Source organism: Nostoc sp. C052, from assembly GCF_013393905.1.
Taxonomy (GTDB): domain Bacteria; phylum Cyanobacteriota; class Cyanobacteriia; order Cyanobacteriales; family Nostocaceae; genus Nostoc.
On the sequence record NZ_CP040274.1, the window covers coordinates 196,331 to 221,504 of the forward strand.

General features: G+C 41.1%; 25 protein-coding genes and 1 CRISPR repeat array. Of the genes, 7 read left to right on the forward strand and 18 right to left on the reverse strand.

Features of this window, described 5'->3' with window-relative positions:
• Positions 1 to 280 precede the first annotated feature (280 nt).
• The 4 genes from FD723_RS35610 to FD723_RS35625 all read right to left on the reverse strand — a co-directional run bounded on the left by FD723_RS35610 (position 281) and on the right by FD723_RS35625 (position 3,303).
• Positions 281 to 718, reverse strand: a complete 438-nt coding sequence (locus FD723_RS35610) for a hypothetical protein (protein ID WP_179069928.1) — start codon at positions 716 to 718, stop codon at positions 281 to 283.
• 9 nt (positions 719 to 727) lie between these two features.
• Positions 728 to 1,150, reverse strand: coding sequence for a hypothetical protein (locus tag FD723_RS35615; RefSeq protein WP_179069929.1), 423 nt, complete (start codon positions 1,148 to 1,150; stop codon positions 728 to 730).
• A 216-nt stretch (positions 1,151 to 1,366) separates the two neighbouring features.
• Positions 1,367 to 1,504, reverse strand: coding sequence for a hypothetical protein (locus FD723_RS44285; protein ID WP_372743834.1), 138 nt, complete (start codon positions 1,502 to 1,504; stop codon positions 1,367 to 1,369).
• A 140-nt stretch (positions 1,505 to 1,644) separates the two neighbouring features.
• Positions 1,645 to 3,303 carry a right-handed parallel beta-helix repeat-containing protein gene (locus FD723_RS35625; RefSeq protein WP_179069930.1) on the reverse strand — a complete coding sequence of 553 codons (1,659 nt, stop codon included), beginning with the start codon at positions 3,301 to 3,303 and terminating at the stop codon, positions 1,645 to 1,647.
• Positions 3,304 to 4,300: 997 nt separating this feature from the next.
• Here FD723_RS35625 and FD723_RS43515 point away from each other — a divergent pair.
• The 3 genes from FD723_RS43515 (at position 4,301) to FD723_RS35635 (ending at position 6,813) form a co-directional block, all read left to right on the forward strand.
• The gene (locus tag FD723_RS43515; protein ID WP_256875314.1) at positions 4,301 to 4,885 is read left to right on the forward strand and encodes a hypothetical protein; all 585 of its coding nucleotides are present in this window, start codon (positions 4,301 to 4,303) and stop codon (positions 4,883 to 4,885) included.
• Complete coding sequence (locus FD723_RS35630; protein WP_256875315.1) at positions 4,791 to 5,819, forward strand: galactose oxidase-like domain-containing protein; 1,029 nt, start codon at positions 4,791 to 4,793, stop codon at positions 5,817 to 5,819. The genes FD723_RS43515 and FD723_RS35630 overlap by 95 nt, the downstream gene beginning before the upstream one ends.
• 61 nt (positions 5,820 to 5,880) lie before the next feature.
• Positions 5,881 to 6,813 carry a hypothetical protein gene (locus FD723_RS35635; protein WP_179069931.1) on the forward strand — a complete coding sequence of 311 codons (933 nt, stop codon included), beginning with the start codon at positions 5,881 to 5,883 and terminating at the stop codon, positions 6,811 to 6,813.
• Between the two features lie 248 nt (positions 6,814 to 7,061).
• Here FD723_RS35635 and FD723_RS35640 read toward each other — a convergent pair whose 3' ends face one another.
• The 5 genes from FD723_RS35640 to FD723_RS43525 all read right to left on the reverse strand — a co-directional run bounded on the left by FD723_RS35640 (position 7,062) and on the right by FD723_RS43525 (position 12,254).
• On the reverse strand, positions 7,062 to 7,232 hold the full coding sequence (locus FD723_RS35640; protein ID WP_179069932.1) for a hypothetical protein: 171 nt from the start codon (positions 7,230 to 7,232) through the stop codon (positions 7,062 to 7,064).
• A gap of 291 nt (positions 7,233 to 7,523) precedes the next feature.
• A complete protein-coding gene (locus tag FD723_RS35645) occupies positions 7,524 to 9,026 on the reverse strand; it encodes a hypothetical protein (protein ID WP_179069933.1) in 1,503 nt (500 codons plus the stop codon).
• Between the two features lie 283 nt (positions 9,027 to 9,309).
• Entirely contained in the window at positions 9,310 to 11,163 is a 1,854-nt protein-coding gene (locus FD723_RS35650) for a calcium-binding protein (protein ID WP_306297042.1), read from the reverse strand.
• Positions 11,164 to 11,266: 103 nt separating this feature from the next.
• A complete protein-coding gene (locus FD723_RS35655) occupies positions 11,267 to 12,151 on the reverse strand; it encodes a calcium-binding protein (protein ID WP_179069934.1) in 885 nt (294 codons plus the stop codon).
• Entirely contained in the window at positions 12,120 to 12,254 is a 135-nt protein-coding gene (locus tag FD723_RS43525) for a hypothetical protein (RefSeq protein ID WP_256875316.1), read from the reverse strand. Before FD723_RS43525 ends, FD723_RS35655 begins: the two co-directional genes overlap by 32 nt.
• Positions 12,255 to 13,167: 913 nt before the next feature.
• Here FD723_RS43525 and FD723_RS35660 point away from each other — a divergent pair.
• From FD723_RS35660 to FD723_RS35670, 3 genes are all read left to right on the forward strand, one after another.
• Complete coding sequence (locus tag FD723_RS35660) at positions 13,168 to 13,644, forward strand: hypothetical protein (RefSeq protein WP_256875317.1); 477 nt, start codon at positions 13,168 to 13,170, stop codon at positions 13,642 to 13,644.
• 115 nt (positions 13,645 to 13,759) lie between these two features.
• Entirely contained in the window at positions 13,760 to 14,029 is a 270-nt protein-coding gene (locus FD723_RS35665) for a hypothetical protein (protein ID WP_179069935.1), read from the forward strand.
• A gap of 378 nt (positions 14,030 to 14,407) precedes the next feature.
• A complete protein-coding gene (locus FD723_RS35670; RefSeq protein WP_179069468.1) occupies positions 14,408 to 15,235 on the forward strand; it encodes a class I SAM-dependent methyltransferase in 828 nt (275 codons plus the stop codon).
• Between the two features lie 144 nt (positions 15,236 to 15,379).
• Here FD723_RS35670 and FD723_RS35675 read toward each other — a convergent pair whose 3' ends face one another.
• Positions 15,380 to 15,553, reverse strand: coding sequence for a hypothetical protein (locus tag FD723_RS35675; protein WP_256875318.1), 174 nt, complete (start codon positions 15,551 to 15,553; stop codon positions 15,380 to 15,382).
• Positions 15,554 to 15,913: 360 nt separating this feature from the next.
• Here FD723_RS35675 and FD723_RS35680 point away from each other — a divergent pair, with 360 nt between their 5' ends.
• Positions 15,914 to 17,857 carry a DUF4157 domain-containing protein gene (locus FD723_RS35680; RefSeq protein ID WP_256875319.1) on the forward strand — a complete coding sequence of 648 codons (1,944 nt, stop codon included), beginning with the start codon at positions 15,914 to 15,916 and terminating at the stop codon, positions 17,855 to 17,857.
• 396 nt (positions 17,858 to 18,253) lie between these two features.
• Here the strand turns inward: FD723_RS35680 and FD723_RS35685 are convergent, their stop codons facing one another.
• From FD723_RS35685 to cmr4, 8 genes are all read right to left on the reverse strand, one after another.
• Positions 18,254 to 18,454 (reverse strand): hypothetical protein, encoded by a 201-nt coding sequence (locus tag FD723_RS35685; RefSeq protein WP_179069936.1) that lies wholly within the window; start codon positions 18,452 to 18,454, stop codon positions 18,254 to 18,256.
• A gap of 19 nt (positions 18,455 to 18,473) precedes the next feature.
• Positions 18,474 to 18,656 carry a hypothetical protein gene (locus tag FD723_RS35690; protein ID WP_179069937.1) on the reverse strand — a complete coding sequence of 61 codons (183 nt, stop codon included), beginning with the start codon at positions 18,654 to 18,656 and terminating at the stop codon, positions 18,474 to 18,476.
• A 105-nt stretch (positions 18,657 to 18,761) separates the two neighbouring features.
• A CRISPR array of direct repeats spans positions 18,762 to 19,013; the repeat unit is 29 nt; unit sequence TTCAATTAATATCCCCAGCGAGTGGGAAT.
• 27 nt (positions 19,014 to 19,040) lie between these two features.
• Positions 19,041 to 19,466, reverse strand: a complete 426-nt coding sequence (locus FD723_RS35695) for a transposase (RefSeq protein ID WP_179069938.1) — start codon at positions 19,464 to 19,466, stop codon at positions 19,041 to 19,043.
• Positions 19,467 to 19,599: 133 nt separating this feature from the next.
• Positions 19,600 to 20,100, reverse strand: coding sequence for a helix-turn-helix domain-containing protein (locus tag FD723_RS35700; RefSeq protein WP_179067447.1), 501 nt, complete (start codon positions 20,098 to 20,100; stop codon positions 19,600 to 19,602).
• 380 nt (positions 20,101 to 20,480) lie between these two features.
• Positions 20,481 to 22,019 carry a hypothetical protein gene (locus FD723_RS35705; RefSeq protein ID WP_179069939.1) on the reverse strand — a complete coding sequence of 513 codons (1,539 nt, stop codon included), beginning with the start codon at positions 22,017 to 22,019 and terminating at the stop codon, positions 20,481 to 20,483.
• A complete protein-coding gene (gene cmr6 / locus FD723_RS35710) occupies positions 22,016 to 23,944 on the reverse strand; it encodes a type III-B CRISPR module RAMP protein Cmr6 (RefSeq protein WP_179069940.1) in 1,929 nt (642 codons plus the stop codon). Before cmr6 ends, FD723_RS35705 begins: the two co-directional genes overlap by 4 nt.
• A complete protein-coding gene (locus FD723_RS35715) occupies positions 23,944 to 24,345 on the reverse strand; it encodes a hypothetical protein (protein WP_179070059.1) in 402 nt (133 codons plus the stop codon). Before FD723_RS35715 ends, cmr6 begins: the two co-directional genes overlap by 1 nt.
• Before the next feature lie 28 nt (positions 24,346 to 24,373).
• Complete coding sequence (gene cmr4, locus FD723_RS35720; RefSeq protein ID WP_179069941.1) at positions 24,374 to 25,159, reverse strand: type III-B CRISPR module RAMP protein Cmr4; 786 nt, start codon at positions 25,157 to 25,159, stop codon at positions 24,374 to 24,376.
• Positions 25,160 to 25,174: the final 15 nt, after the last annotated feature.

Consider the following 25,174-nt stretch of genomic DNA (forward strand, 5'->3'; position numbering starts at 1 on the left):
TTTATAGCGAAATCAGGTTAAAAAGTTTGGCGTTGCTAATTCCATATATGAAAATAGACTTCTTCTATAAGTCGGGAAAAAGTAAAGGGGGAAGGGGGAATGGGAAAAAATTCTGTATTGTTCCCTTTCCCTTTCTCTTTAACATGAACCCTTTTTCCCCCTCTTGCAAAAGTGCTTTTTGCGAGAGGTCTAATACCAATTCGCAATTCGCTTTTTCGCCCATTCGCAATAATTACAAAACTTAGATACAGCAAGGCTTTCAGGATTTACATCTGTTTCATTATTTTAGTGAATTGGTATAAGGATTACTCTGTTCTACTTCTTCCTGTGTTTGATTAGCGATAGCTACGCTCGCCGCAGGCATCGCTAAAGTTGAAGAAAATTCATTTTGAGCAAAGGGCACGGCGGAACAAGTATCTTCATGATAGCCCCTCGGCTCAACACCACAATTCTGATTTTCAGCCAACAAAGTTCGCGCAGCGCCTCGTAGAGAAGCGGGATTACTTCGTGCAGCTTTCACAAGTGCCAGCGATGTACAATCAATTGCCGTAGGGAATTCTTCAAGTTCTGACGCGATGAAGATACGTGAAAGTGACGCGCCCCTCAAGGGCGCATGAGCCTTTTCCTCAACACGCAGATTTTCAGTCGGCGCGTCAGAACCAACTACCATACCAACAATCTTAAGCTGATCCCAGCTTTCAGTTCGCCTGCTACTCAAGCCCCTTGTCTAACTAATCTCACCAAAGATGTGGCTTTTTTCTTGGAGATACCGCAATTTTGCTTTGTTAATCGCTGAACGGACTGCTTGCTTAAGTTCTGCTGGTCTAAATGGTTTTTTACAATGTTCAAAATATTCAAAAGGCTTTGGAAATTCATCGATAAAATGTTTTTTTGCTCCTGACATAACTACAAGGGGAACAAATCTTAATGTCGGATGAGCTTGAACGTACTCAAAAAGCTCCCAAGCACCGAGAACTGGAAAATCAATCAAGATGATGCTAACTCTGTGACATTTGAGGAATTTTAAAGCATCACGTCCATTATAAATGGACATCTCAAAGTGGTGTGCAGGCAGTAAGTTAAAAAATTCCTCAAACAACCATTTCATATCTTTGGAATCTTCAATAACCAGAATATTATGAGAAGTCATAATTTATTACTCGAAGTTCACTTGCCATAGCCAGCGATCATTTTTTACGAAAAGAAGTAGGGATTTTTAGAATAGTGGGATAGGTTCGTATAAGTACCACAATGATATTCAGGAATCCAAAAAAAGCAAGTCGCTGTTATACAAACGGAAATCGGTGTCTCTCAATAAAAACCCTAGAGTTATTAAGAAGTTGCTGGCGATGGCACTGTGAGATTCCTACCCTCCCGACATAGTAATAATCTCTCCGTTACGGTATTCATGGCGTTCGGGGTTTGTTTCTTCCATAGCCCGATACTCGTCTAACGTCAGGCGAGTTGTTATTACATCTGGGGGACTGGTTTGAGCAAAAACCATAATCAACCTCTTAAATAATTAGCTCTAAAACTATTATCGGCAATGGAACAAAGAATTGCTAATGAACGAATTCTCACCAAGCTATTGATTGGATTGGTGAGAATTTTTAATCGCCTTGTAAAAAATATTAAGGTAAATACTTAAACTCTCACGACTGAACCAATGTTAATGAATTTACCTACAATATTATCAAGCTTGATAAACTTATTTGAATCCTCTTCGGGTGTGTCAAAGTTACAAGCGACGGTACTGTAGTCTAATGTGGGAGCGGGATAGCCAGCAGAGTCAGAGGTGTAAATCCCGCCACCCTTGCCAGACTCGAATTTACCAGAACTGAGTTCGATTCCGAAAGCTTTATTGTGCCTGATAATACTGTTGCCTACTGTTAAGATACCATCATTGTAAATGCCACCGCCAAAGTGTGCTTGATTGTTACTGAGGGTGCTGTTGCTTAATATTAAAGCGCCATCATTGTAAATACCACCGCCAGACTGTGCTTTATTGTTACTAATAGTGCTTTTGGCTAATGTTAAGTTGCCATCATTGTAAACGGCAGCACCAATGCCTGCTTGATTGTTACTAAGGGTGCTATCAATCACGACTATATGATCATTAAAACCCAGATCACTATCTGGAGAAATAAGCCCGCTATAAAATATCCCTCCACCCGCATCTTTAGCCGTGTTACCACTGATTATACTGTGATTTACTATTCCACCACCATTAGTTACGTAGATGCCACCGCCATAATCTGCTGTGTTGTCAGTGATGCTGCCGTAATTTACTGTCAAACCATCAATGCCTACAATGCCGCCGCCAGATGGGGACCAATTGCCACTGATACTGCTGTAATTTACTGTACCTTGACCTGATATACCGCCGCCGATGTCACCCGCCGAATTGCCACTGATACTGCTGTAATTTACTGTACCTTGACTTAATGAGATACCACCGCCGCTGCTACCTACCGAATTGTTAGTGATAATGCTGTAATTCACCTGAGCATCGTATAAATAGATGCCGCCACCTTCTTCACTTGCCGAATTGTTAGTGACGGTGTCGTGATTGAGCGTGCCATAATGTAAATAGATACCGCCCCCTTCACCTGCCGAACTATTGTGACTGATGGTACTGTAATTCACTGATACTGAGTTAGACTTGATACTAGTTTTTAAATCCTGGTCACTATAGACACCACCACCATAACCTGTTGTGTTACCAGTGATGTTACTATAGTTGACTGTGAGGCTGCCAGTATTATAAATACCACCACCATCACCGTTGGCAGATAAAACATCACCAGCCGAATTGTTACTAATGTTACTATAGTTGACTGTGAGGCTGCCAGTATTATAAATACCACCACCCGCACTGGTGGTGTTTCCGTAGAAGTTTATTGCATTATGATATACTGTATTGCCAGTGATTATGCTGTTGTTTAAGGTAAGAACACCTTCATTGGAAATACCACCACCCCCTGGTGTGCCATTGGAGCCATTATATGTATTTGTAATAGTCAGCCCGTTGATTGCAGATATTACACCACTAGCAATGTCAAAAACACGATCAGCAGTATCATCCTTAATAGTTAGTTTGCTCGGATTTGTACCAACAATTATCAAGTCATCTGTGATACTCAAACCACTACCAGTCAAACTGATGGTATGAGCTAGCCCATCTGTAAACGGCCCACCAAAATTGATGATATCTTTTCCTGTCATGGCATTGGCATTTAGAACTGCCTGCCGCAGTGAACCTGCACCACTGTTGTTCGTATTAGTGACGGTAAATGTAGACATTCCGATTACTCCTGTTTTTTCGGTGTATAAAAATTGATATCAAGACAACTGCGATCGCCCTACTAGTAGTCTGCCAACCCAAAAATGCGCTTGTGAGGACTGGGGAAAGGGGAAAGGGAAAAGGGTAAGAGATTTAAACCCTTTCCCCCTTCCCCCTTACCCTTTTCCCCGCCAAGTCACGAAAGCGAACTAGTGGTTCGCCACACAAACTTTGCGTGGTGGCAAGCAGAGGGGCAGAGGTGCGGAGGGGCAGGGGGGAAAGAACTTGTACAAATCTCTCCTCTGCTCCCTTGCTCCCCTGCTCCTCTGCTGACTCCACTCAGCAATTTTGGGTTGGCAGACTACTAGTAGTCTGCCAAGCCCAAAATGCGCTTTTTCAGATTGGGGTACATATTAGAGGTTAAAACAATTTCCCAAATAGCCAAGTTTACTCTAGTGAACTACTGAGAGCATTTTGAGATTGAAGTCTTAATTTTTTGACTTAATTGTGATGAATGTAAGTAGATTAATTCATTAACCAACACTTCTTCTTTTTTAAATATTTTATTTATATCTATGTCAATACTGTGTCATTAATATGTCAAATATGTATTGAAAAGTATTGGGCGAATAAAATTCGCTACTACACAAAACTTAGTCCACTGAGGTGGACTAATAGAAAATCAATGGTTTTTAACCTTATGAGGCAGATTTTGCCTATATAGCCGCGATTTATAATTGCCGAGGCAAGTAATAAATTAAACTTTTCAAACAACCTCTTAGCAGGTCGGTAAGCGCTAACTAGGTAGGCACTAATTAACCTAACTATGTAACCAAATATAAAATCGCCAAAGTCCTTGTGATTGCCTCGTTAAACTCAACGAATTTTACTTTAGCTTATTATAAAAAACATCATAACTTAACACTCAATGGGCCTAAAGAAGAAGAAGATATAAATTTATGAATCAATTACTGAAAGAACAAAAATAAAACTTACGTAGGAGTAGTTGTAAATAAAGTGACTCAACCTAATAATAAGACTACCCTTCTAGAGGAAACAGATTCAGGGACTCTCATAGCTCAGGCTGGCACCGCAGGAAACACATGGCAAGTATTGTCGTATAAAGCCCCAATTCTACCCATACATGCCGCCCTATTTCATACTGGTAAAATATTATTTTTCTGTGGCTCAGGTAACGATCCTAGTCATTTAAATACTCCATACAACAGTGTGTTATGGGATGTAAATGCGGGAACCTTTATCTATCAAGGGCCTCCATTGAATAGTAATAATCAACCTATTGACCTTTTTTGCGCCGGTCACTCCTTCACCCCCAATGGGATGTTAATGGTTGCGGGTGGAACTCTGCGGTACGATCCATTCTATGGTTTACCCACTGCTGTGATGTTTGATCCCATTGCCGAAAAATGGATCAACATGCCATCAATGAATAATGGCCGCTGGTATCCTAACTCTGTTAACACTAGGCAGTGGTCGGATATTAGCCGTGTCTGGGCTTGGTATAGATGGCAACCTCAACCAACAACCAGAAATTTATTCTTCGACATTTGCAAATGGTTGGAACGCTTTTCCAAGAACTAGCGCCTTACCGCAGTACGCACAGCTATTTCTACTAAGTAATGGGAACGTCTTTTATTCCGGTGCTCAAATGGGTGGCACTTCAGTGGCACCAAGGATATTAACCCTGCCAGGGACATTTACACAATCCATTACAGAACAAGTGGTGCCAGGGTTGCAATTCCCAGATTGTGGTAATCAAGCTGCCAGTGTGCTTTTACCACCTGCACAAGATCAAAAGGTGATGATTATAGGTGGGGGTAATACTACTTCTAGTACTGAGGGTAATACTAGTCCTAATGCGGCAATAAACAGGGTGAATATTGCCTTGCTAAATAGGCCCAACCCAACTTACTACGCATCAAGAAATTTACACTATGCTCGGATGCATCTGAGCGCAGTTTTATTACCTGATCGCACTGTGTTTGTTTGCAATGGTAGCCAAATGAATGAGAACACAACACAATCAATGCTGCCAGCAGAAATCTATAATCCCGTTACAAATAGCTGGACAGTAGTAGCTAAACAAAATGTCCCCCGCGTATATCACTCGATAGCCTTGCTCCTACCAGATGGTAGGGTAGTCACAGCTGGAGGGAACCCTCAACGGACTGTCGATGAACTGCGATTAGAAATCTACAGTCCTGCTTACATGTCGCGATCGCGACCAATTATTCAGAGTGCCCCTCAAGCATTGAGCTACGGGCTGCAATTTACAATTCAGACACCCCAAGCTGCGAATATTCAATGGGTTAGTCTGATTAAACCAATGGCAACCACTCATTCCTGCGATACAGAACAAAGGTTAGTGGATGTACCCATTAATTTTAGGAATGCCACTTCTCTCAATGTCACACTAACAAACAATCGAAACATCGCACCACCAGGCTGGTACATGCTTTTTATTAGTGATAACAATGGCACACCATCAGTAGCAACCTGGACGCAACTATCTTAGCCTTACCTGTTTATATTCACACTGCTACCTAACAAAAGTCATTAATTCTAGGAATGGAAATATGGGTTACAATCTCTCACGTCGGCAGTTTGGCCAGTTGGTACTTGCTGGAACTGTAGTCTCTGGGTTTAGTTATCTAACTAACAAAGCCTTGGCGCAAACACCGGGTTTAAATATTGTCGGTATAGGTTCTACCTCTATCCCTGTTGATCCAACGGCTATTCCAGAGGTAAACATCACTGAATCATATAGCACTCCCCAAAACAGTGTAACCACAGATATTAAGCCTGTAGGACTTGTTTTGCGATCCTTAATTACAGGAAAAGCTCAGTTAATTACTGATAATAGTACGCCTTTATTAGAGCCTAATGAAATATTGAGTGGCTTTACTTCTTTAAGGGATGGCACACTTATTGTAGCCATTACTCCTGTTACGACTAGTAGGAAAAAAGCGACACCTACTCGCCTGATAATTTTGGATGGTGCGTCTGTAAAAACTTTGAGAGTCTCAGGACTTGATGAGAATCAACAGCTTGGGAGCTTGCTAGGCACTAATGATGGGCGACTCATCGGTTTAATAGGTCATAAGAACGGTACACCACCAATCACATTGGTAGATATTGACCTTCAAACAGGAGAGATAAGTCCTCTTAGTCAGATTACAATCCCGAACGATGAGCGGGTTAGCAATTTAGCTGAGTGCCCAGATGGGAAATTCTATACGTCTTTACTTGGATTTCATGGTGAAACAAGTCTGGTGCAGCTAGACTCAAATCAAAAAAGGCCGATTGTACTGGCACAATTGAAAGTTGATGGTCAGGCATGGAATAATGGCTTACAAAACTTAGTTTGCTCTGGAACAGGGCAACTCCTCGCCTTTGGAGCTATGAGGTATCAGACACCTAATGCTGTATATAGCATCGATAAAAAGAGTGGAAACATGACTCGGCTAGAAAACTTTGATGTTACCCAGATTGCGCTTGCTCGTGCTTAAGAACCCACGTTTTTAAATGTGGGATTCCTGACTTGTCATATCAGTATGTTTAACCCTATCTAACAATGATTTTGCTAGAATTCAAGCTTTAAAATTCATTGCTATATACTAATAAAACAGTCAGAGGGCGTAAGCTCAACTAGAGTATCCCTTTTCCATGATCACCCAAGAAGAAGGGAATTTTCACCAAGGGATATGCGATTGTTGGTACTATATCAAGAAAATGGGCTAGTCTTCATACCGAAGAATTATTCATCAATTCCCTTAATTGCGATCTGGGAAAAGGCAAAGGCGTAAGCCCGAATGGCACTAAGAAAAGGGAAAATCGTTGAGGCAGCAGGGGTGCAGAGGAGCATTTCTGCCAGTTTTGGACTCGGTTTTGGCACATTTGTATAAGCTTGATATTTAGTTGTCGCCATTATTTAGTTTCCAAGAATCTGCCACCGTCGCACAAAGCAAGAAAGAAGTATTGACCATTTAATGAAATTCACGTATTCAAAATGCTCTCATTAACAAGAAACAAAAATTTTGAATTGATTAATTCGCTCTTTTCTTGCCCCCACTGATTCAAATAATCAGTGGTCTACAAGACACTCTCTACGAGACACTGCGCGTAGCTTGCTTCTCTGTAAGAGTACGCAGACTCGCTTTTTGCGAGCGAGCGTCTTGTAATTTGGAATTGATAATTTGGAATTTGGAATTGATTTGACCTATGCCCCGTTGGTCAAAGTACTGTAGTACAAAGAGCTATCTGCAAAGATAAATTTCTCAAAGCCAGTGGTAGACAAGGTAATGGTGTTGCCATTGTTGTTAAAACTGATGTCAGCAGTTTCAAGGGTATTACCAGAACTAATACCAGATACGATGAGTTCAGAGCGATTGAAAGCGCCCAGATCGAGGGTGTCGAAACCTTTACCACCATCAACAGTCGCAGCACCGAATCCTTTAAAGTAGTCATTCCCAGTACCCAGTTGAATACTTAACCCGCCACCAATAGAGACTTTCTGTTGAACCCCATCTATGATGCTGGTGGCAATAATTTTGTCATTACCATCCCCAGTCTTGATGACTCCTTCTCCATAAATGCCGTAGGCAGAACTATCGCCGTAGCCAACAACACCATCACTTGTTGTTGTAGCCTGTCCGATAATGGTGTCGTTTCCGTTTCCTGTATCAATGACTCCATTGTTGAAGATGCCATAGGTGGTGGCGGTTGCTCCTGAACTGTTCCCATTACCCGTAATCGTGTCCTCGCCCGTCCCTGTAGTGATGGTGGCATCTTTAACGTTAAAGATGCCGATCCCAGCACCACCCCCAGCATCACCGTCGCTCCCATAGCCGCCATAGCCCCCATAGCCCCCATTACCCGTGCCAGTAATCGCGTCGTTTCCATCCCCTGTATTCAGTTTGCCAGTGTTAGCAATGCCTGTTCCAGTACCACCGCCACCCTCGAAGCCACCTTTGGGGCTGTTGCCGCCATTACCCGTGCCATTGATCACGTCATTTCCGTCCCCTGTATTCAGTTTGCCAGTGTTAGCAATGCCTGTTCCAGTACCACCATCGCCGTTGGTGCCAAGGAGGGGAATGTTTTTGTCGCTGTCTCTGCTGCCGCCATAACCACCGTTGCCGCCACTACCCGTGCCAGTGATCAAGTCGTTTCCGCCCCCTGTATTCAGTTCGCCAGTGTTAGCAATGCCTGTTCCAGTACCGCCGTCGCCGCCATCGCCGCCAGCACCGCCAAAGGCGTAATCAGTATTGCTAACATGGCCGCCGATGCCGCCATTGCCGCCCTTCCCTGTGCCAGTGATCGCGTCGTTTCCGTTTCCTGTATTCAGTTTGCCATTGTTGGCAATCCCAGTTCCAGTACCGCCGTCGCCGCCCTTACCACCGTTACCGATATCGCCGACGACATCGCGGCCGCTGCCGCCGTTGCCGCCATTACCTGTACCAGCGATCGCGTCTTCTTGGCAACCTGTATCTAGACTGCCATCGTTAACAATACCTGTGCCATTGCTGCCCTCTAAGCCATACTGATTCTTCCCATTGCCGCCAGTACCAATACCAGTCAGCCTGTCTTTTCCTGAAAGTGTACGGATGTAACCTCCAGTCAAAATATCGATACCAATTGCTGGGGAGGCATTCAGTTCTTCCCCAACTAGAGCATCGTCACCGAGGGTACCGATAAAATTCGATGGAATGCTAAGTCTAGCCATAAAGAAAAGTCTCTCAATTAGTTTAGTATGGGTGGTTTGCTCATTTGGTTGAGCAGTTGCTCAAAAAATCTCGAAATTGTTTCTCAAAAAGCTATTTCTTGATATTTGTTTTTTTTGCCAGTGCCTAAGTCTTACTAACTTGAAAATAGTCAAAATCTGACTCTTAGAGAGAAAGAGATTTTTATGCCCTCCTTGTGGGTATTCCCCGTAGATATATACCTTGAAAATAGAGAACAATCGAATGCGAGATGCTTAAAATTGAACCTCGCAATTCAATTATTTACTAAACAACCACAAAACTGTTATTAGTTAGTGACAAGCCAGTAGATAGTTGTGCAAATTGTATCTTAGTAAACGCCCCTGCGCTGCCATCCTGATCAAAGAACAATGCACCAGTAGTCGAGTTATAGATAAATCGCTGAGTGCTAGTGTTTGGAGATGTTCCAATGGTAAACTGATTTGCTTTGAGCGAACCAATGGATAACCCACCACCAAAATTAGCAGCCGATATCTGAATCACTTCATTCGTGGCGTTGAAGTCATAAATAGTGTCTAAGCCTTCATTGAAACTATTGAAAGCAAAGGTATCAACCCCAGCTCCTCCAATTAGACTATCATTACCGTTGCCACCTGTGAGGTAGTCATTGCCGTTGCCACCGTTGAGTGTGTTATTGCCTGAGGCACTAGATGCAGAAAGAGTATCGTTGCCATCGCCCCCAGAGAGTAAATTATTTCCTGATGTATGGCTAATAATAGTTAAGTAGTCGTTGCCATTACCCCCATCTATCGTATCATTGCCACCATTCCCCGTGGAGAGGGTATCGTTGCCATTGCTGCCCACAATGTTGTCATTGTATGGTGAACCTGAAATATTTAATCGTTCGATATTCTTGTAGTTAACCCGATACCCAGCTCCTGTAATTGAGCCAATATTAGTAGTGGCATTGAATGTCGAAGTAACTCTTTCTGGGGAGTAATTGATGGACAATAAATCGTCACCCTTACCCCCATCTATCGTATCATTGCCACCATTCCCCGTGGAGAGGGTATCGTTGCCATTGCTGCCCACAATGTTGTCATTGTAGGCTGTACTTGAAATATTTAATCGTTCGATATTCTTGTAGTTAACCCGATACGTGCCTTCTGTAATTGAGCCACTATTAGTAGTGGCATTGAATGTCGAAGTAATGCCTCTTGTAGGACTGCTGTAATCGATAGACAAAACATCGTCACCCTTACCCCCATCTATCGTATCATTGCCACCATTCCCCGTGGAGAGGGTATCGTTGCCATTGCTGCCCACAATATTGTCATTGTAGGCTGTACCTGTGATATTTAATCGTTCAATATTCTTGTAGTTAACCCGATACGTACCTGCTGTAATTGAGCCAATATTAGTAGTGGCATTGAATGTCGAAGTAATCCCTCCTGTAGCATTGCTGTAATCGATAGACAAAACATCGTCACCCTTACCCCCATCTATCGTATCATTGCCACCATTCCCCGTGGAGAGGGTATCGTTGCCATTATTGCCCACAATGTTGTCATTGTAAGCTGTACCTGAAATATTTAATCGTTCAATATTCTTGTAGTTAACCCGATACGTACCTGCTGTAATTGAGCCAATATTAGTAGTGGCATTGAATGTCGAAGTAATCCCTCCTGTAGCATTGCTGTAATCGATAGACAATAAATCGTCACCCTTACCCCCATCTACCGTTTGAGTAATTAAATAAGAGGGGGAAGTATCTGGGGATGAGGGGCTAACATATAAGGAATCATTACCATCGCCACCAGAGAGTAAGTTGTTGCCTGTTGAATATTCAGCACGCAATGTATCATCACCAGCACCACCATTGAGGGTGTTATTACCTGAGGTGACATCATAATCACCAAAACCTTCGTAATCGATATAATAGCCAGAGATGGAGAGATAATCATTGCCATCGCCTCCATTCAGTAGGTTATTGCCTGTGGAATACTCAGCACGCAATGTATCATCACCAATGCCACCGTTGAGGGTATTGTTGCCTGAGGAGCTAAAATGATGGTACGCTTTATACTCATCATAACCAGAACTGGAGAGATAATCATTGCCATCGTCCCCAGAGAGTAAGTTATTACCTTCTGGAGACACACCCAAGCGGTCATCACCATTACCACCGTAGAGCGTGTTATTGCCTGAGGAAGCAATAAAGGAGTATCCATACTCAGTATTAAGGTAAGAGGAATCAAGAGTATCATTCCCATCGCCTCCAAATAGTTAAGTTATTGCCTTCTGAAGCTCGAGCGTACAATTGATCGTTACCAGCGCCACCGTTGAGGGTGTTGTATCCTGTTGAAGAGTCAACAATCAAAATATCGTTGCCAATACCACCCACAAGAGAGTTATTACCAGTATCATCTACAAGGGTATCATTTCCGATGCCACCAATGAGAGTATCATTCCCTGTACCACCCCTCAAAAGATCGTTGCCACTTAAGCCATCGATTTTGTCGTTACCCCCCTGACCATTAATCACATCATCTGAGTTGTCTAAACCTGTAATGTTATTGTCCAGGTTATTGAGAAAGGTGACTGTGTTTGCAATGCCGATGCTCGTATCAGTAGAATTGGCATCTAGAACATTAAAGCTATCCGTAATGGTAGTTTGCCCATTAAACAGAATATTACCAATGGCTGGTCTTGTACCAGAAGCTTTCAAGTTATCTAAATCTTCTAGTTTGAAGTTTTGCAAGATGACTTTCAAAATCGGGTCACTAAAATATACTTGTGAATTTTCAAATCCTAAATCTTCTTGTATATCTTGAAAGGTTATTTCCAGATTCTTACCATTCTGGGTTAGTAGCAGATTTCGCGCAGTCTCCCCATTAAGGAATTTGATAGTATCAACTTCGGCAATAACTGCTGCTGTGGGATTTGTACCTTTACCTACACCACCAAAATCAGTGATAGTATCAGTGCCACCCTCGAAAACAAATATATCCTTCCCACCACCACCCGTTAAGGTATCGTCGCCACCACCACCTATGATGTTATCATTCCCAGCTTTCCCGTTAATTGTGTCAGCGCTGTCAGTCCCATACAAAGTATCATTCCCGTCGGTTCCAATGATATTTGCCATTACTTTTTCCTACCTGAATCGATATTTTGAAGTAAATTAAGTTATCAGTTGTTAATGCTGTTTTGGCACAGAAAAATTTGCCGAAACTTGATGATTTCGACATACTTCAATCTCACCCTTGAGGGTTACGAATTTTTTTGGAAGATTTTCCTTTTGATTAACTTGCAGGTATTACTTATCGAAGTACTTCGGACTAGTTAAATCTTAGGCATTCTACAAATTCCAGAGGATCTGAATTCACAAAAAGCTAGTTTCAAGCTAATTTAAATCATCCTTGATCAGTAGCATAGGCAAATATTTACCATAGACACTGCTGACAAAGCATCGAAAAATCAAGCTCGAATCTTTGAAAAACAAATCTCATTGTTTTTGTCCATGCGTAAGTTTTGCTAGCTTGAAAACAGGGCAACAAATATTTATGACCTTGTTGTGGGGTATTTTCCTTTGGTATCTAGCTAAAAAATACAGAACAGCTTACGAGACATAAAGAAACAAATTTTCAGCAAGCCCTAAATAATCTGCTAATAAATAGCATACAGAATATTTACTGAGTTATTTATGTCTAAAAAAATAACTTTACATATTCTTCATCGTATTTACTGAATAGATGTATGTAGAAGCACTAATCTTTATCTATTCTTTATATTTATCTAGTAAATTCTTTGCAGAAAGTGGCAGACAGATACTCCAAGAGTTTTTACCAATTGGGGGAAAGTCTTAGGATTAATCACCTCTTCCACTTTGAATTCATAAAGATATCCATAATGGCTGAAATATAGACATCTTGGCAAATCTTTTTCTTATGTGGTTCTGGTCTGCCGATTCAGTAGAACAAGAATTATCCAACAGAATTCAGCAATGTTTTCTGTACGACTGGCGGATGAATAATAGGGTTTAAAACCCCCACCAAATCTACAATTTGGTGGTTTTCAATCAGTCGCGGGTCTGAATCCCCGACTGATTGATTCTGACTCCTGAATTCTGACTTCTGACTTCTGAATTCTTCTTCAATTGATTTGTACGCTCCAGCCCTGCGGTCGCTCGGCGTAAATTTTAATGACGAGCAACTCCAAGACACTCTAGAAGTAGCAAGCTATGGTTTAGAAGATGCTTTCAAGAGCGCAATCGTTTATATACTCTGGCTCGAAGAAAACCTAAAGCCGATCTACCCGACTGCGATATTAATCGACGCACTTGCAAATCAATGGCGTACCAAGTACTGGAAACCGGAGTATTTGGAACTTGAACAGTTGCTCTCACCCGGAAAGCGCTGGTGGAGGGCAGCAGTGGATAAGTGGGGTTACGACGAGCGTAATCAACTGGTTGCAGACATATTTTATAATCACGGGCAGGAATTTATTAAATTCCGAAATGGTAAAGAAATTCTGGTTGACACTGCTTATAAGTGGGGATGGGAGAGAGTCGCAGAGTATGCGTCCCCGTTTTCAGAAAGTAATTCGTCGCTTGGCAGTATCAATGCAAGGGAATCTTGAGCTACACCTTCTGCATTATCCGGTCGTATATTTGACAAAAGCAATAATCGCCTCATGCGGTCATTTTTCAGGATCAGGGACAAGCGCGGCAGAGCTTTCACCCTCATGATTTGCTTTGACTTCTCTAACCGAAACTGAATTTTCAGTCGTCAACGTTCGCCCAGCGTCTCGTAGAGAAGTGGGATTACCTGCTTCTAAAAGCTTTGGTGTTTGTTCTGCGATCGCTGTCGCTGATCTTGGAGAAAATTCATTTTGGGCGACGGGCGAGTTTTTCAGTGGGGGTTATGATGTATTCAATCGCCTCGTTGCTGATGTGTTCTACAAGAATAGGCAAGAATTCATACAATTCACCAACATTTCTTCGCTGTTGGTAGAGACTGCTTGACGTTTAGAGTTTGTGAGAGGAATGGCACTAAGACTCATGTGAAACCTCGTGAGGGCTATCTTGTTGGGGGTAGGGTGTAGGCTGAGTGTGTTCCAGACAATTGAATGCGAGTGCGTCAAGTAGTTCAACATCTTCTTAATTCCCTACACCCTTTCATCCAGGAATACCAGGGTTTTACGCTTTTCAAGCGTGCCATTCGTTTGTGAGAGTTAGAGCTATCGTCTGATTTAAATAATCCTTAATTATTTTTTATCTGACAATTTATGTGATATTTACTCTGTATCAGTATTTATCCTTTAATCCACAAAATAATACATAGTTAGGGCCAAGCAATCTTAGACTTATACATCACAAAATCACTTAATTTGGAACTCTGCAATGGGCAACAAACTCTGGAATTACCTTCGTTATGATAAGAAAGACGTAAATGGCTGGCTGCAACGAGTTGATGCCGAGATCATCGGTTCAATATTGGAATTTCAAGACCAACAAAGCATTGCAGGTGGGTGCGTAGAGATAGGCGTTCATCATGGCAAGTCATTCATTCCTTTGTGTATGGCACTGCGGGGTGATGAATCGGCGCTGTGTATCGACATCTTCGATGATCAGAGCAAAAATTTGGATTTTTCTGGAAAAGGGGACTTCAATTCATTTCAGGCAAACTTGGCTAAGTTTCATCTTGACCCCTTGCGAATTCGCGTATTCAAAGGCTCGTCGGAAGATGTCTCTCATGACTATATCCTTCAGCAAGTAGGTCCGGTGCGATTTTTCAGTGTGGACGGTGGACACTGGAACTCGATTGTACAGAATGACTTACGTTTGGCTGAAAAAACCTTGGCAAGGGACGGCGTAATCGCTCTGGATGATTTTTGTCGCGCTGAATGGCCTGACGTGACTGCCGGCTATGCGCTGTGGCGAGAAAAGACACAGTCCGACATTGTTCCTTTTGCGGCTGGTTCAAATAAGCTCTTTCTGTGCCGAAAAGATTTCGCTGCGGACTACCGTGCTGCGATCAGAACACCCTTTCTTGTCCATTATTTTAGCAAGAGCTACCGATCCGAAAACGCCGAAATGGATTGTTATCGCGTGGAGCTTATCCGGCAAGATGAGACGCGAATTAAAAGTGCTTTTACGCTCTTATTAAAAATATTTTGCCCGGATATATTCGTCGCTTTGATAGCCAGGATTCGTCGGAATCCGAATTGATCGCATTCAAACGAATTCCTTCTTGGGCCTAACAATGCCATACAAACGCACGCACCGTAACAACATAGCATTAATTGAAACAACAACTGTCGAAACGCTCATCAGTATTGCACCCACAGCAGACGATAAGATAATGCCGAACTATCAACCAACACCCCATCCACAATCGCAATCCCCCACTGCGGAAACTTCACCAGCAGTTTCTTCATCACAATCTGCTTTCGCGGGATCATCCCAACACTCTTGCAAGAAATCAAACCCCAGATTTTGCCCCGAATTCACCGCTCGATTCAGCTTTTCCCTTCTTACAGGTCGCATACTTGACCTCCTTACAATCGCCTCATGCGACCATTTTTCAGGATTGGGGACAGGCACGGCGGAACCTTCTCTACAAAACGCTGTGCCAATGACAAAAACTGATATGCTGCATAAAGGCTGGAGAAAACTAAGATACTTAGTTCTAGGTCAAAACTCAAATAGCTCACAAGTCTTTTTTAATAGAGGTAAAAAACAGTTTTGAAATCCTGTTAGGACTGAATTTCGTATGTCATGATTCAGTGGTTGGTTTTTGGCATTTTGTAACCTTAAGCACCTAGATTTTTACTCAAAATATTCGAGATTTTCCTGACATCAGTGAAAGATATCAGGTTGACTGCAAATCATGAACTTGTAAAAACAATGCACAAAACAAAATCGCCAAAGAGTCATTCACCGATCTATTCCACTTCCCTTTTCCCAAACTCGTATCCTCAATTAGCCTATAGACCGTTTGGTAGCCAACTCCAAAAATCATCCGTTGCACCCAAGACACAAACAGACGTAGAGAATGTTGCTTTTGCACAACAGCATCAGGAGGCAACTGAACTTTCCATACAAGCGAAATCTAGCACGATTACGCCCGAAGGACAGGAGCGCCTAACTGTATTAAAAGCCCAGATGGACGGATTATTGAATTCTCGACTGTCACACGCAACCCGATTTGGTCATAATATTGCCAATATTCCACTGAGGCGACCAGATACACCAACATCTATTCAGACAAAGCTGACAATTGGTGAGCCTGGGGATAAGTATGAGCAAGAGGCTGATGAAACAGCACGTCAAATAGTGCAACGGATTCATCAATCACAGGGCGAAAAAGTTCAGCGTGAGTCGTTGCCTCTTGAGGAAGAAGAACTCCAAATGAAACTGGAGGGCCGCATACAGCGAGAATCTCTGCCAGCCGAAGAAGACGAACTACAAATGAAACCGGTGGTACAGCGTGTAGCAGACGAAGGTATGGCTACATCACCGGATTTGGAAACATCAATACAACAGGCACGGGGGAGCGGACAACCACTGGCTGATAGTATCAAGTCACCAATGGAACAGGCATTTGAGGCTGATTTCAGCCGAGTGAAGGTTCACACGGATACTCAGGCAGACCAGTTGAATCAGTCGATACAGGCGAAGGCGTTTACCACGGGGCAAGATGTGTTCTTTCGGCAGGGGGCGTATGAGCCAGGGAGTCTAGGGGGGCAGGAGTTGTTGGCGCATGAGTTAACCCATGTAGTGCAGCAGAATGGTGGGGTGGTGATGCGATCACCATTACAGACAGGTCAAAAAAAGCTTCACAAGGATACATCGGATTGCTCAGATGCTAATATTTGCTATCGCCCATTTAAAAACATTCCAGTTCAAAGAAAATTAAATACAATCATTCAAAGAGTTAGTGAGGAAGATGCTCAAGGTATTTATAAAGCACTTCCTTTGGAATATCAAGCTCATTTTCAAACAGAAAACACCATTTTTTCAGGTGAAAATCAGGATGAAAGAACGACTCGGAATGACACTCTTCAGAAAATCTGGAAAAGAGTTCAAGTAAAGGCTCGTATTGCCGGGAATAAGGAAAAACCAAAACAGAATCAAGAACAAATATTAAAAAATTGGACAGTTGCCGATGCATCAGAAGCCTTAAAGAAAGACGCTGATAGCATAGTACAAAATGAAGAAGAAAATAGGAAGCAACTACATGGTGATGGAAAAGCTAACCCTTTCACTAAAGGTGGCCAAATTATCGATTTTGAAGTAGAAGGAATCGGCAGTGGAGAATTAGAGGTTGTTTTGGGTAAGAAAGATGTTTTGCTATTTGCCGCACACGGTTTCACTCATAGTGAAGGTTTATCTCATGTTTTCAACAATGATGAGAAAGCATTCGGCTTCATGTCTGGACCTCGTGAATCAGTAGAACGCTCTAGTTCGACAGTTGAGAAGTACGAAGAAATGGCAAAGAAACTAAGAGCAGAAGCAGAACAATACAAGGTTACTGGAGTTCCAGATGTAGTAGTTTATCCCCACTTTCCAAATGATGCAATAAAGGATGAGGGTGAATTCCTTCAGGGAATAACAGACGAAATGGATATTGCGATTTTGAGAAATTGGAAATGGGATAAATCAACTGAATTAGGCAAAAAACTAGCAACTGCCTTTGTTAATACTGTACCGATAACTTTCATTTTAGGTTCACCACCCCTCAATGGTTATAATAATTACCTGATGCAGGTGTGTCGAGCAGATTGGTCTCGTGAAGTCCCGGTGAGTGGAGGTAGTAAGAGAACATCTGCACAACTAACCAAGTGGTAGATTTATCTAAATTGACTACATTCAACTTACAGCAGTTTTTATGTATTTGAACCACATCTATCGTAAGGGCACAGCATTGCTGTCCCCCTAACGTGTGATCTATTTACCTGAAAATAGCTGTAAAACAGTCACTCCAAATTCAAATTGGCTAGGATGAAAGCCTCATACCAACTCCTACTTCTAAGTTTTCCCGTTAAGTCTTGAAAATCATTCCAACACGAGAGCAAAAAGTCAAACCCCGGATTCTCCTCCGAATTCGCCGCAACGCGTGAGTTTTTGCATACGCGACTGTCGCATATTTGACCGCGCAACAATCGCCTCATGCGACCACTTTTCAGCACTGTGAGCAGGCGTGGCAGAACTTTCACCCTCATCAACTGCTTTGACTTCTACACCCTAAACTGAATTTTCAGTCATCAACTCAGCAGAGGGGTGACTCGGTTCCACTTTCTGATCTGCGATCGCAGAAGTTGAAGATTTTTCATTTTTAGCGATGGGTGCGGCGGAACAAGCACCGTCATGAGAGACTGCCGCCTCAACACCACAATTCTGGTTTTCAGCCAACAACGGAGTAGGATTACTCTGTGCAGCATCCACAAGCCCCAGCGATGTAGTTTTATTTCAAACAGTCGTTACCGTACAAAACTTTTTGAGTGCCATTTGGAGCAAACCGGACACACCAACCCTGTGTTTTTACTTGCCAATAACGGAATGCTGTAGCCATCGCAAATGTAATTACTGTCCCTAAAGCTGTTACCAGCAGAACTCGCCGCCAACGAATTTGCTTTTTTGCCAACATTTCCTATCCTCTAAACCTCTAGTTATAGTTCCCAAAAATAGAAAGCAATACGTGTGCTAGGGCAACAGGTAACGGCAGCAGGCTTACTATCTAATGTGATCTCCTTTCAATTAATATATAGCTTAATTTTAAGGCTTCTTTAATTCCCATTGGCTTACTATCTAATGTGATCTCCTTTCAATTAATATCCCCAGCGAGTGGGAATTTTAAAGGACACACAATCATGGCTTACACAGCAAAGTTTCCATTCAATTAATATCCCCAGCGAGTGGGAATATCTAACGCCTACGCCTAAATAGTGACTATAGTTTTCTTTATTGAGTTTCCATTCAATTAATATCCCCAGCGAGTGGGAATCCATCAAGTTTAGACCCTTATACCAATTTAATATGAAGCTGCATAGAATAAAGCTTCCAAAATAAAGTTGTAAGAAGAGACAGAAATTACTTCCTCAAATGTAAGTTGGTCGAAGATTTCTTGGATGCGCTCGCGTAAAGCTTGTAAAGAAGAGAAAAGTTGATTTTTAAGAGGTTTTTTGAGAAATTGCCAAAGTCTCTCAATTGGGTTGAGTTCAGGGGCTGATGCTGGTTGAAACAGAGGAATAATATTCTCTGGCCAACAAATCTTTGAACTTGTATGAGCAGGTGCTTGATCAATCTGTAAAATAGCGTAATCACCACCTAATTGCACAGATAGCCAGTCCAGGAATTGTTGAAAACACTCGCCATCCAGTTTGGGGTACTCATAAAGAAAATGATCTCCAGTTAATGGTTCAATAGCACCATAAATCCAAAAGTTATCTCTAGCCATTTCACCTTAACAGTAGGTTTAACGCCTGAAGCAGTAATCACTTTGCCTGTGAGAGTTTTGAGGCCAACCCTAGTTTCATCCTGGCACAGGTAGCGAACACACTTGCCGGGTGCTAGATGTTTTTCTAGACGATTCAGAATGATACCGAGTTTTTTTTAAACTCAGATACTAACTTTTCATCCTGCTTATGGCTTTGAGGACGTGGTACTTTTAGTTTTGCCCCTAATCGATATCGAACCAATGCATAAACCGTTGCATACTCGATATCTTGCCCCTGCTCTTGCTTTAACCACTCCACTATTGCACCATAGCTACTAAAGCCTTTTCCTGTTTTTAACTCCTCCTCAAGTGCCGCGATCGCTCCTTCAGAAATTTTCCGTTTTGCTCCCGGAGCTTTTTTTATTTTCAATAATTCATCTAGCCCACCCGATCTATATTTTTGTAACCACCTTGTCACCGTTGATGTATCTTTAGCCAAGCGTTTTCCAATATCTTGCTGCTCCTTGGCCTGCCCGCTTTTTATCCACCACAGCATAATAAGTTTTTCTTTCTGGTTCCCTAAATTGGCTGTTTGTAGGCGTTTTTTAAGTTCTTCTTCGCTCTCTGCGATTTCAATCTCAAAAGGGCGGCTCATGGTTCTTTTAATTTATCGAGTTTGTTTTCTCTATTATATGCAGCTTCATATTAAATTGGTATTACCCAGTAAGGAGTCCAGAAGCCGTTTCCGAAGGTCACAAAAATTAATCGCCAAACTGCCATTCCATCAATCACCAACATACCTCAAACCCTTGTATTGTAAGCAACCGAAGGTCACAACGCTTAAACAAGCATTTCAGCTATTTTCCCCGAACCTCGGCATAAAGATTAATTAATGACTAATAGACTGAGTATGACGAATACCAAAATCTGCAAGTTGATGAAACCGTTATTCGTCCTAAAAGCACCCTTACTGCCTTAATCAGATTCTCCATAACTGCATACACTGATGGGTTTAAAGGCATACTATTTCAAGTATTAAATAGCATCCTTTAATACACCAAGACTCCATCTATACAGAGATCGCAGCAACAATTGGTCTAAATTAGGGGGATTACCAACTTCTTTGAGTACATCCATCATCAAATCTTTTGCAACTTCTGGCGTTTCTGGGTATTTTACCGAAAATAAGCCTTCATCAGCCCACATAGAACGAATATCAGATAGTGTTACGGCTGCACCTTCATGAATAACTTTATTACGTTTTTTTCTAATCCGGTATAGTACCTTATACCATTTATTGTCTTGACTAAATTTCCGAGACTTACACCAAGCTTGTATTAAATCTGCCAGAGATGGTTCATTACTTCCTTCTGATGTTATAAAACCTTTAACAACCCAATTTTCGGTTCTAAACTGAATATATAATAACTGCTCTAAAACTTGGGCGAACTGGATGAATGCAGCAGTATAATTTTGGCGATAAAGAGGTAATTCTATGAGCAAAGTAGATTCCCAAGCTTGAATCAAACCATTCTGCCTCATCTGACGTAATTGTTCTTGCCAAGTTTGAATTGTTTGACTATTTACTATCTTGCTGACATCATTAGAGCGTAGCCACTCTTCAAGAGATTGAAAAAACTTTTTGTCAGATTCACAGTTGGTATACTTAACTAAGATACCAGCTAATTTATATAAAACTTTATGCCGATTTTGATGCACCCTTAACCAAAATTGTGCTTCAGAAAAATCGCCTCTTTCCCAGGCAGAAATTATCCGTAACCGTTCTAATGACCAGAAGTACTCTCCCATCGGAATTAATTTGAATGTTTGGGAGTGAGTCGCTGTTCTAGAACCATCAGCTAAAGTGGGAAAGAATTCTTCTGGCTCATCAGGACTAGCATTAAACACTTGACATTGACGCACTAAGGCTGCCGCACAAATTTCTAACCCAGAGGCGATTGCAGGAGTACAACCTTTATTCTGTATCCATAAAACAAATTCTTCATCTTGATTGGTATCAAAAGAGTTTATGGCTTCTTTTAAAACTAAAAATTCCAATTCTTTCCGAATAGCATCACTATCATTAGCATTAATTTTTGGTGTATGAATGTCAACCCTAACATCAGGAAAAATATTTTTGATTTTACCTGCCATTAATTCGGCTAACCATAGTGTATCTAAGCGACGATAAAACCAAGAAACTGTTTCTGGTTGGTCAGTCCCCCAAAGGATAATATGCTTTAATCCTTTTTTAATACCAGCTTCAATAATCTTTTGGTCTAACAATAATTCAACTTGATTAAAATCATCACCTAACCACTCTTTAGCGTAATCATAATAGCGTTGACCTAAATCTCGCGCACTCCAAGGATAAGTTTTATCATTTTCTTGATAAATACCTCGTTCTATTCCTAATTCTTGATAAAGTTGGTTCACATGGGCGGGATAGCCAATATTACCATCAGCACCAAAAGAACGAACAACACCCTCTTTGGAACGCCAGCCGATTTGACGAGTACCAACAGTGATAATTAAAGTATCTACGCGACTGGTTTCAGTTACTATATTTGTCATAGGGGAAAAATTTGAATGGAATTACGTAATGTTTCTAAATATTTCTTGCGAGGGTCAGCACTAGCACCAAACACTGTCACAACTTGATAATCATCTAAATCTGCAATCCATACAGGAGAAGGAATTACTTCACGTTTTTTGTTATTTGGATAATCTTTATTAACACCACCACACAAGTTTTTAGCATCAGTATAATTTTCTGTTTCTAATTTGTGAAAATTTTGATGTAAAATTTCGAGTGCATATCCCTTATTGTCATTTCGTTGACTACTGACAACTATAATTTTGGCATTAATATCTAAAGCTTCCAACCAAGTAAATGAGTTGACTATCCCAGAATTTCTTAGTTGACGATAATTGAAATTTGCACCTAGAGCTTGTAGTGCTTGATAAAAAGCTTCTAATCTTTGTCTAAATAATTCCTGAAATTCTTTAGTAGTTTTTGGCAATTTCCAAAAGGAATCTTTGCTATCAGGTATTAGTGTAGAACCACGCATATAGGGGCGGTTTTGGCGAGAATAACAAGGTCTTCTTGCACCTTGACCAATACCACCCAAATGAAACATTAACCAAGTAAGATTTTGAATTAATTTTTGCAGATTCTCCTGTTGTTCTTTTGGAATTTCTAGTGAATAATTTAATGTTAATATTCCTTGCTGTTCATTTGAATTTGTTCTTCCTTCTAAAATTTTGACCATTAACCAGCCAAATTTTTGATTAGGAGGAGTAATTCCACCAAAGATTTTAGCTTCCCATTGTTGAACTTGTGTAGATTCTAAAACACCTAATGCAAAACTTCTGAACCAATAGCGTAGCATGGATTTAAAAGCTACAGGACGGACTTCTGTACTAGGGATTGTATCTGATCTTAACTTTCCTTGGCTAAGTCTAAAATTACCATTTCTTTCTTTTTGGTAAGGTTGTTTAATATCTTGTAATTTCTGTCTGCCGTGAATTAACTGACCTTCTAAGATAAATTCAACGCGGAAAAATTCACTCTGACAATTAACTTTACCTGCAATATTTAATTGACCATAACCAGTATTAACTTGAGAACCTACACCAGATTGTAATCCAGCAACTAACCAATGTTTAACTTTTTCTAAAATTTGATTATCTTGACAACCGCTTGGTAAACGTAAGCCAATAACAAAGATGGGTTTTTCTAAACTTAAAAAGGAGTTAGGATTGGGACTATATTTTGGGGTGTTATTCTCCCATTGCCAAATATTATTAGCTATGTCTACAGCTAATACATTTTGATTAGGTAGAGGGTAAGCATCCAAAAATACTACTTTACCTGAGCGATCGCTTTTATTTTTCGCGTCTAAGGAACCAAACCAAGGCGCAATTTGTTTTTCTGCATCTTCCCATTTAATATTTTGTTGTCTAATTATTTCCCTAATCGCTTGGTTTCTGGCTAAACCTCGCAGGGTACTAGAAGGAATATAAGGCATTCCCAAAGCATCAAAGGCCGGTAACAGAATACTTTCTGGGCCACGATGTCCACCTACCCGAATTCGCCAAGGACACTGGACTTTAAAGGTGTTTTGGGCGATTAATTGGGTACGTTGGGTCAGTTCTTGCAGACGAGTACAGTAATTAGCGCCTTCTTCGGCCATCTGCAACAATTGTACTTTGGTAGGGTCTTTGTATTCAGAAGAGGGCGATCGCATCCAACGCAGATATTCTACAAAACTGGACTCTGGATGTGGTTGAGGTGGATTTTCTGGGTTTAACCAAGGGGAAGGTATAGAGGGTTGACTACCACCACCATTACTTCCCCCACCATGACCACCAGAACCGCCTTGATTACCAGTAACAGGAACATTAATTACTTTTCTGGGCCTACTCGCATCTGGTTTGGCGGTTGCAGGCGGTTGGGGTCTTTTAGGTTGATTAGGTTGAGGTCTATCAAATACCATTAGTTTGAGTCTCCCTGAATATCTGAATAAATAGCAGTAGCCCAAAAACTAAATTCTTGTGCTAAAGCTAGTCCCAATCCTGTTAAACCTAAATATTCATCCGTATCAAGATTTTTTAAAGTTAACAAGCCTTGTTCATTAGCTAAATTTGCTATTCCTGATAATTCTTGTAAGCATTCAAAGAACTTTTTTACTACCTGCTTTTTACCTTTCATATTCTCAGGCAAAGCTGTTTCTTCAGCTTTTAGCCGCATCATTCCCCAAGTAGAAAGATAAGTATAAATTTCAACCGCTTGTCCTTTTTGTTGCTTCAAACGAGTGTCGTCTTGATTGGGTAGGGTACGTAATTCATTTAAAGCTTCATAAATTGGTTTTGCAATCGTTCTAGGGTCAAATGTCATATTAAACAATTCCTTTACTACTAAATTTTTACATCCACTGCTGGACAAATCCTCGTCCTAAACTTTCTTGCCCTCCAATTTGAAAAATATCATTAGCAGCTAATAAATCCTTAAAATCTTGCGATGATTTTTTGGCTGTGCCATTAGCTTGAGATGTAATTCCCCAAGGTAAATACATTAATGTATCTGGGGGAATTGCTTCTTCATAACGAAAACCCCCATCTACAGATTTATGTTCATCTAACTTGATTTTTACTTGTCTCCACAAACTCATTTGAATTAGTATTGCACAGTGTTTATCTGGTAAAACTAACAAACGATTAACAGAATTTGTGACTGACGCTTTTGGTACGAATTCTTCCCACTTCTGCCAAGTTTGTAATTTATCAGCTTTGATAATTGCATCTTTGAGGTATACAGCAGATTTCCCATTAGTAAAATTACAGCTATATTCCGCCGGGATGGTTAAATTAATATCTTTTAAGCGTTGCCAACGATTTAATAACATGGGGCAACTAATCCAAATTACGCTATGACTCAAAGAAGGTACAGGTAGCCAGAGTATAGAAGCATCACCAATCCAAATGTCACCCTGTTCTAATTGTTTCCCATCTTTTAAATCAGTACCAAATAATTTAGATTGAATTTCTTTTTTTTCTGCAATGCTTGACCGTAATTTGCCGCGAATTGTACTTGAAGGAATGTAGGGTAAATTAGTATGTGATTCCCTGGCAATTCCTAGTAAATTACCTTCTTGAGTTGTCCCGCCCGTATGTAATGGAGAAAGCAAATACAAGTAGATGTAGTCAATCATTAATTTTACCTCTTT

What these genes read in the sequence shown, in the direction of transcription:
- FD723_RS35640 (WP_179069932.1), bottom strand. Translation starts at nt 7,232, where the DNA reads ATGGCGACAACTAAATATCAAGCTTATACAAATGTGCCAAAACCGAGT.
- FD723_RS35615 (WP_179069929.1), bottom strand. Translation starts at nt 1,150, where the DNA reads ATGACTTCTCATAATATTCTGGTTATTGAAGATTCCAAAGATATGAAA.
- FD723_RS35655 (WP_179069934.1), bottom strand. Translation starts at nt 12,151, where the DNA reads ATGGCAAATATCATTGGAACCGACGGGAATGATACTTTGTATGGGACT.
- FD723_RS35645 (WP_179069933.1), bottom strand. Translation starts at nt 9,026, where the DNA reads ATGGCTAGACTTAGCATTCCATCGAATTTTATCGGTACCCTCGGTGAC.
- FD723_RS35690 (WP_179069937.1), bottom strand. Translation starts at nt 18,656, where the DNA reads ATGTTGGCAAAAAAGCAAATTCGTTGGCGGCGAGTTCTGCTGGTAACA.
- FD723_RS35680 (WP_256875319.1), top strand. Translation starts at nt 15,914, where the DNA reads ATGCACAAAACAAAATCGCCAAAGAGTCATTCACCGATCTATTCCACT.
- FD723_RS35700 (WP_179067447.1), bottom strand. Translation starts at nt 20,100, where the DNA reads ATGAGCCGCCCTTTTGAGATTGAAATCGCAGAGAGCGAAGAAGAACTT.
- FD723_RS35715 (WP_179070059.1), bottom strand. Translation starts at nt 24,345, where the DNA reads ATGACATTTGACCCTAGAACGATTGCAAAACCAATTTATGAAGCTTTA.
- FD723_RS35635 (WP_179069931.1), top strand. Translation starts at nt 5,881, where the DNA reads ATGGGTTACAATCTCTCACGTCGGCAGTTTGGCCAGTTGGTACTTGCT.
- cmr6 (WP_179069940.1), bottom strand. Translation starts at nt 23,944, where the DNA reads ATGGTATTTGATAGACCTCAACCTAATCAACCTAAAAGACCCCAACCG.
- FD723_RS35695 (WP_179069938.1), bottom strand. Translation starts at nt 19,466, where the DNA reads ATGGCTAGAGATAACTTTTGGATTTATGGTGCTATTGAACCATTAACT.
- FD723_RS44285 (WP_372743834.1), bottom strand. Translation starts at nt 1,504, where the DNA reads ATGGTTTTTGCTCAAACCAGTCCCCCAGATGTAATAACAACTCGCCTG.
- cmr4 (WP_179069941.1), bottom strand. Translation starts at nt 25,159, where the DNA reads ATGATTGACTACATCTACTTGTATTTGCTTTCTCCATTACATACGGGC.
- FD723_RS35705 (WP_179069939.1), bottom strand. Translation starts at nt 22,019, where the DNA reads ATGACAAATATAGTAACTGAAACCAGTCGCGTAGATACTTTAATTATC.
- FD723_RS35675 (WP_256875318.1), bottom strand. Translation starts at nt 15,553, where the DNA reads ATGCGACCTGTAAGAAGGGAAAAGCTGAATCGAGCGGTGAATTCGGGG.
- FD723_RS35670 (WP_179069468.1), top strand. Translation starts at nt 14,408, where the DNA reads ATGGGCAACAAACTCTGGAATTACCTTCGTTATGATAAGAAAGACGTA.
- FD723_RS35625 (WP_179069930.1), bottom strand. Translation starts at nt 3,303, where the DNA reads ATGTCTACATTTACCGTCACTAATACGAACAACAGTGGTGCAGGTTCA.
- FD723_RS43525 (WP_256875316.1), bottom strand. Translation starts at nt 12,254, where the DNA reads ATGTCGAAATCATCAAGTTTCGGCAAATTTTTCTGTGCCAAAACAGCA.